At 66.2% G+C, this 6,436-nt stretch carries 7 protein-coding genes; all 7 read right to left on the bottom strand.

The features are described 5' to 3' along the window. Positions 1–13 precede the first annotated feature (13 nt). Entirely contained in the window at positions 14–1,429 is a 1,416-nt protein-coding gene (locus tag Manayef4_RS22160) for an MFS transporter (protein WP_070133295.1), read from the bottom strand. Positions 1,430–1,456: 27 nt separating this feature from the next. Beyond that, positions 1,457–1,801 (bottom strand): DUF6204 family protein, encoded by a 345-nt coding sequence (locus Manayef4_RS22165; protein WP_023842131.1) that lies wholly within the window; start codon positions 1,799–1,801, stop codon positions 1,457–1,459. Next, positions 1,801–2,445, bottom strand: coding sequence for a TetR/AcrR family transcriptional regulator (locus Manayef4_RS22170; RefSeq protein WP_035734604.1), 645 nt, complete (start codon positions 2,443–2,445; stop codon positions 1,801–1,803). Before Manayef4_RS22170 ends, Manayef4_RS22165 begins: the two co-directional genes overlap by 1 nt. 47 nt (positions 2,446–2,492) lie before the next feature. Further along, a complete protein-coding gene (locus Manayef4_RS22175; protein WP_070133297.1) occupies positions 2,493–3,842 on the bottom strand; it encodes an acyltransferase domain-containing protein in 1,350 nt (449 codons plus the stop codon). Positions 3,843–3,896: 54 nt separating this feature from the next. Then, on the bottom strand, positions 3,897–4,856 hold the full coding sequence (locus Manayef4_RS22180; protein WP_070133298.1) for a class I SAM-dependent methyltransferase: 960 nt from the start codon (positions 4,854–4,856) through the stop codon (positions 3,897–3,899). Beyond that, positions 4,853–5,317, bottom strand: a complete 465-nt coding sequence (panD, locus tag Manayef4_RS22185; RefSeq protein ID WP_011435560.1) for an aspartate 1-decarboxylase — start codon at positions 5,315–5,317, stop codon at positions 4,853–4,855. Before panD ends, Manayef4_RS22180 begins: the two co-directional genes overlap by 4 nt. A 5-nt stretch (positions 5,318–5,322) precedes the next feature. Beyond that, a partial coding sequence (locus Manayef4_RS22190) for a cytochrome P450 (protein ID WP_254665802.1) occupies positions 5,323–6,436 on the bottom strand: 1,114 nt, incomplete at its 5' end.

Consider the following 6,436-nt stretch of genomic DNA (forward strand, 5'->3'; position numbering starts at 1 on the left):
CCCCGGCCTCGCGTCAGAAGCGCGCTACGCAACCCCACTGGAAGCCCCACACAACGCCGAAAGTCTGCTTACCAGCAAACTTGCCGAGGCCCTGGGAGAAGAACAGCCCACCGATCAGCGCGACGCCCACTGCCGCGCCAAGCTGGCCGGTCGCGTTGATGATTCCGGAGGCCGCGCCGGCTTCGTGCGGCGGCACATCGATCAGGATCATCCCGGTCAGTRGCGCGACCAGCAGGCCCATGCCCGAACCGATCAGCAGCAGGGACGGGGCAGCATGCCATGATGTCACGGTGGTGGCGAAGTGATGCGCCGTCCACACGTAGGAAAGAACACCCGACGTCATCACCGCCACTCCCACCATGAGGCAGCGACGGCCATACTTCGGAAAAATGTAGCGTACCGCGAGTCCGCCAGCCATGGGAACAGCGATGGAGAACGGAATCGTGGTCAGACCGGTATGCAGTGCCGACCAGCCCAGACCACCCTGCAGATAAACCGTCCAGGTGATGAAGAATCCAGCCGGCACGCAGCTGAACAACAGTTGCGTGCCGACGCCGACAGAAAAGCTGCCAGTTTTGAAGAGGTTCAACGCCAACAGTGGCGAATCGTCACGGCGCACCTTTTCCCGTTCATACCGTAGGAACAGCGCGAACACTGGGACAGCGATTACCATGGCGACAATGCTCCACGTCGGCCAGCCCAGCTCGCGCCCCTRCACAAGCGGAAAAAGCACGAGCAGCAGCCCTACGGCGACGAGGATCATCCCTATCCCGTCGGGCCGGCGAGCATGCGGGGACCTGGATTCCCGCATCCACGCCGACGCTGCCACCAGCGCTACCGCGCCGACGGGGAGGTTGACCGCGAAAATGCTGCGCCATTCGAGGCCGAACGGGTTCCACTGGAGCAGAAGACCACCGACGAGCGGTCCCGCGACGATCGCCAGGCCCACGATGCCCGCGTATAGGCTGACGACCTTGCCGACTTCTTCCCGAGCAAAGCTGACGTGGATGATCGCCAGTACCTGCGGCACCATGACGGCCGCAGCGCCCCCCTGGACCACCCGGGCGCCGACGAGGAATTCCGGACTCTGCGCAATCGCGCACATTCCGGACGCCGCCATAAACCCGGCGACACCGGTCAAGAACATTCGCTTGCGACCGAAAATATCTCCCAGTCGACCTCCGGTTATCAGCATCACAGCGAAGGCGAGAGTATAGCCCGCGTTCATCCACTGGATGGACGTTGGYGACGCCCCGAGATGCTGCTGGATGTTCGGAATAGCCACCGTGACGATGTTGTTGTCAAGCAGGTCCATGAACGTGGCGACGAGCAGGACCGCGAGAGCCCACCAACGCCTCGGGTCGGGTGCGGGCTGGGCCACCTGCAGTACCGGCTCGGACGGCCAGGTGGTCCGCTCAGTATCGACCATGATCTACCTGTTCTGCGGAATTCCGCCTCAGCGCCGCTCCCGCACTGGCCGGTTGATCTTCATACTGTCCATGTCCGTCACTCCGAATCGGAGGTCGCGATAGCCGCAGCCGATCTCGTCGAACCTTGCCATCAGCCGTTCTTCGGCGGCATCCTGCGCCCGCTGCTCCGCCTTGTCGTCGAACTCGACTCGAACGACCAGGCGGAATGTGAAGGCGACGATGGACTCGTTGTAGACGAGCGTTCCTTCTTCGGTGAACGACGCGTTGAGCACATCCTGCTGGTCGGCGTTCCGGCGAAGCTTCTCCCGCGCCGGGGGGTCAAGTTTGTCAAACCGTCCGCGTACCAGCACCCGGTAGACGTGCTCGGGCATCAGTCGTTCCCTTTCTCCGCAGCTATTTCGCGACCCAACGCGACCCACGACCGCAGTAACAAGTCCACCGCGTCGACTGCCGCGTCGTCCGGGCTGCTCTCGGGCGACAGGACCCGTTGGATCGCCAGGCCGTCGTCAAGCGCGTGCACTATCAACGCGAGCACCTCGACCGGAGCAGGTGGGGACGCGTCACGAGACGTGAAGTCGCGGGCGAGCGCCTCCGCGATGATCGTCCGCGTCCGCGCCTCCCGGTCGGTCAGCGTCGGCAGGACGCCCGGGTTGCGCAGGCCGTAGAGCCACAGCTCGGTGCGCAGCACAAGCCAGCTCGCGAGGTGACGGTCACGCTCACGATGCCAGGCCCGGAACTGCTCGACCATGCCCTCGAACGAGCCGGCGTCACGGCCCAGCGCCCGCAGCTCCTCCAACTCACGCTCTGTGCGCTTCTCCAGCAGGGCGAGCACGAGCTCGTGCTTGCCGTCGAAGTTGCCGTAGAAGGCGCCTCGCGTGAAACCGGCACGCTCGACAATCTGTTCGACCGATGTGCCGGCAAGGCCACGCTCGGCGAACAGCTCCGCCGCCGAGCGCARCAGCTTCTCGCGGGTCAGCTCCCGACTCTCCTCGCGGGACAACCGTCTGGTCGCGATGACAGGCTCCTTCTAGATACAGAGGTGCATCCAGATACAAGAGCCTATCAGAGTGCCGGGCTCGTCTCCAGCTGGGAGGCGGGCCGGGTCAGGCGGACCGCGCCGAGCACGGCCGCCTGGTAAGGGGTGAGCGTGGCTCCGGGTTCCGACAGGGCGAACGCCGCCCACCGCGGCTCCCGCCCGCAGCCGTACAACATGCCGAGCGACGCCAGGACCGAGCGCCGTTCCGCCTGCCGCCGACCGGATGACAGCAGATGCGCCGGCCGTCCGGCGTGCRCCAGCGTCTGCCGCACCGGGCTCAACAGGACAGGATGCGCGCTCACCTCCACAAACACCTCATGGCCGGTGTCACCGAGCCGCTCGACCGCGGCGGCGAAACGGACCGGCTCGCGCAGGTTACGCATCCAGTACTGTGAGGCGAGGCTCGTTCCTGGCACGGGCTCGCCGGTCACGGTCGAGTACATCACGATCCTCGTAGGTCCCGGTGCCAGCGACCGTAACGCCAGATCAAGATCCGCACGCAGGTCATCGACGTAGTGGCTGTGCGAGGCGACGGTTCCCGTAATCACGCGGCAGTAGACGTCGCGCCGGGTGAGATCATCGACGAGCCTGGCGAGTGACGCCGCGTCGCCGGCCAGCACCGTCGACCGGGGGCTGTTCTCGCCGGCGACGCTGATGCGCCCGGCGCTGGCATCCGCGACGGCATGCGCCTGGGCGGGGGACAGCTCCGTGGCGGCCAACGCCCCCCTACCGGAGATCCGGCGCAGCAGCGCACTGCGCCGGCAGGCGATCATTATCGCATCTCGGAGGCCCAGCGCGCCTGCGGTATGCGCGGCCGCGATCTCCCCCATGCTGTGGCCGACCACGGCATCCGGCACGATCCCCCAACTGCGCCACAAAGCCGTCAGGGCGATCTGCAACGACACCATGGTCGGCTGCAGCACGTCGATCTCGTCCATCCGGGACGCTGGCGGGTCCAAACCGAGCTGCTCGACCACCGAGAATTCGGCGAAACGCCGAACCTCCTGATCACAGCGAAGGAGCGCCTCCCGGAACGCCGGCTCAGCGGCCAGCAGCTCGCGGCCCATTCCGTACCACTGGGCGCCCTGCCCGGCGAAGACGAACACCAGGCCGGGCCGGCGTGCCGTCACATCGGGAGGAATGCGGTCGGTTTCTCCCGCGAGGGCGGCGGCCAGTTGTTCAGCGAGATCAGCGTACGAATCGACAACGAAGGTCAGGCGGTGCCCCGCTCCGGCGGTACGCACCACGGCGTCATGGCAGTACCAGGCCAGCGCCGGCAGGCCCGCCCGCGCACGCACTCGGTCAAGGTGCGTGCGCAGGAGTTCCGCCAGTCCGTCCTCGGTGTCTGCCGCGACAGCGAACAATCGTGTGTCCACGTCTCCCCCATCAGGCCGCACGTCGCCCGCTCCTGGTCCGGGCACCGATCGAGGTCACCGGCGGACGGCTACCTGGTGACGGTAGCTCTCCATCGGCAGGCCGCTCACCCAGGGCACGATCCCGATCCTGCTCAGCAGCCTGRTCACGGCGGGCGGCTGATATCCCGCGAACATGCCGCCGAACATCAGGATCTGGCTGTGTGCCGCGATCCTGCGCRCCATCGGGTTCATCCGCTGCCGCGCGAGCGTGGCGTGGAAATGGCTGTCGGACGCCATCCGGCGGCGGATCGCCGCGCGAACCCGGTCGGAGATGTCGTGGTCGGTGACCCAGGTCAGGCCGTCGATCTCCGCGGTCATCCGGCGCATCGCCGCGTAACGCTGACGCGTGAAGACGTCAATGTGGGTGAGGATGCCGCCGGGGCTGAGCACACGTTCCACCTCCCGGAGGAATCTGCCGAGATCAGGATAGTTGTGCGAGCTCTCTATGTTGACGAGTATGTTCACGGAGCCGTCAACGAAAGGCAGTTTCTCGGCGTCGCCGTGCACGAACTCCAGTACGTCCGCACGCGCGAGGGTCGCCGAAGCCCTGGCGATGGCTCGCGGCGACAGGTCCAGGCCGGTCATCCGTGCGCCACGGGCGATACGGGAAAGGAAGTTCAGGCCTTCCCCGGTGCCGCAGCCGACTTCCAGCACCGTGCGACCGTCGTAGTCGTCCAGACCGATCGGCAGGTCCCGCAGAGCCAGGAAGTACAATTGCTCGCTGAAGCCGTCCGTGCCGAACTCACCGAACCCTGGCAACCGAGCCCGGATCTCGTCGACGATCTCAGGGTCATACATCCCCCAGTTCCACAGGTCCCCCTTCGCCGAGAGAGTGGCGGCCATGTCATAGATTGTCGAGCTGGCCGTTTTCATTCTTTCCGCAGCCTTCTCACCACCGCGAGCCGTGTCAGGCTCAGCAAGATTGATGTCGGCCAGGCCGCTGGTGAAGGCGGTCATGATCTCGGCAGTGTTCACTGCGCTCTCCGCGGGTCTCCGGCCTGCTCGGAAAGGGAGGGCTGGGGGCTGTTGGTGTCACCGCGCACCAGACCGACGCCGTCGTACGCCTCGGCCGGGTCGGTGCCCATGCGCACCAGTTGGTTGTCGCCGTTCACGAACACGACGTTGGGCTGGTAAGAGCGGGCGTCCTCCTCGGCCATCAACGCATAGCCGACGATGATCACCAGATCGCCTGGACTGATCAGGTGAGCGGCGGCGCCGTTGATGCCGATGGTCCCGCTGTCCGCCTCACCTTCGATGACGTACGTGCTGAGCCGCGCACCGTTGGTGATGTCCAGCACGTCGACCTTTTCTCCCGGCCACAGGCCGGCGGCCGCCATCAGGGTGGCGTCGATGGTGATCGAACCAACATAGTGAAGATCGGCCTGTCGCACGACGGCACGATGGATTTTGGATTTGAGCATCTCGCGGTAGATCATTACACTCACCAGGTCACCGGCAGCTCTCGCACACCGTAGATGATCATTTCGGAGCGGGTACGGATCTCGCTGGTCGGCACCGCCACGTGAAGGTTCGGCAGGCGGCGCGCCAACGATTCGAACGCGATGCGCAGCTCCAATCGGGATAGCTGCTGTCCGACGCACTGGTGGATGCCGTGCCCGAAGGCCAGGTGCGGCACGGGCTCGCGCGTGATGTCGAGGCGGTCGGGAGCGTCGCACAGTGCGGGGTCCCGATTGGCCGCGGCGAGGGAGAGCGACACCGCGTCACCCGCGGTCAGCTGGTGGCCGTCGAACTCCAGATCGGCGGAGACCGCACGGATCGAGCCGGCGTGCACGATCGTCAGGTAGCGAAGCAGTTCCTCGACAGCACCGGGCGCCAGGCCCGGGTCCGCGGCCAGCGCCGCATACTGCTCGGGATGTTCCAGCAGCGCGAACGTTCCMATCGCGATCATGTTGGTGCTGGTGTCGTGCCCGGCGACCAGCAGCACACTGCCGATCGTCATCAGCTCCTCGTCGCTGAGCTCACCCCGGGCCAYCAGCGTGCCCAGCAGGTCGTCCGCCGATGCGACCCGCTTGGCCTGGATGAGACCCATCAGCAGTCCACCGATGTTCTGCCAGCCGCTGATGGCCTCCTCCGCGCTGGAGTGAACGGTGAACAACGCTGCGATAGCCGCGCCGAACACCTCACGCTGCTCGACGGGCACTCCCAGCAGTTCGCAAATCACCAGCGCGGACACCGGTTCGGCGAACGCCGACACCAGGTCGGYCGGACCGCCACCGGCGATCATCGCGTCCAGGTGCTGGTCGACGATCTCGATCACCCGCGGCTCCAGGGACCTGGTCCGACGCGTCGAGAACCACTCGACGATATGCCGCCGGTAGCGGGTGTGCTCCGGAGGATCCATCGCGGTGAACATGCCCGGCGCCGGCTCGGTGCGTTCGCCTGCCATCGGCAGCGGGATGGGCGATCGCAGAAGGTCGCCACGCGAGCTCATGCGGAGGTCTGAGTGGGCGTTCTGCACGCTTTCGTCGGGCCTCAGCTTGAGTTGATCTCTGGGGTGGCCGGTGGGTCGGGCTGGGGCAGGACGAACAGGCCGG

Source organism: Frankia sp. CgMI4 (assembly GCF_001756285.1).
GTDB classification, from domain to species: domain Bacteria; phylum Actinomycetota; class Actinomycetes; order Frankiales; family Frankiaceae; genus Frankia; species Frankia casuarinae.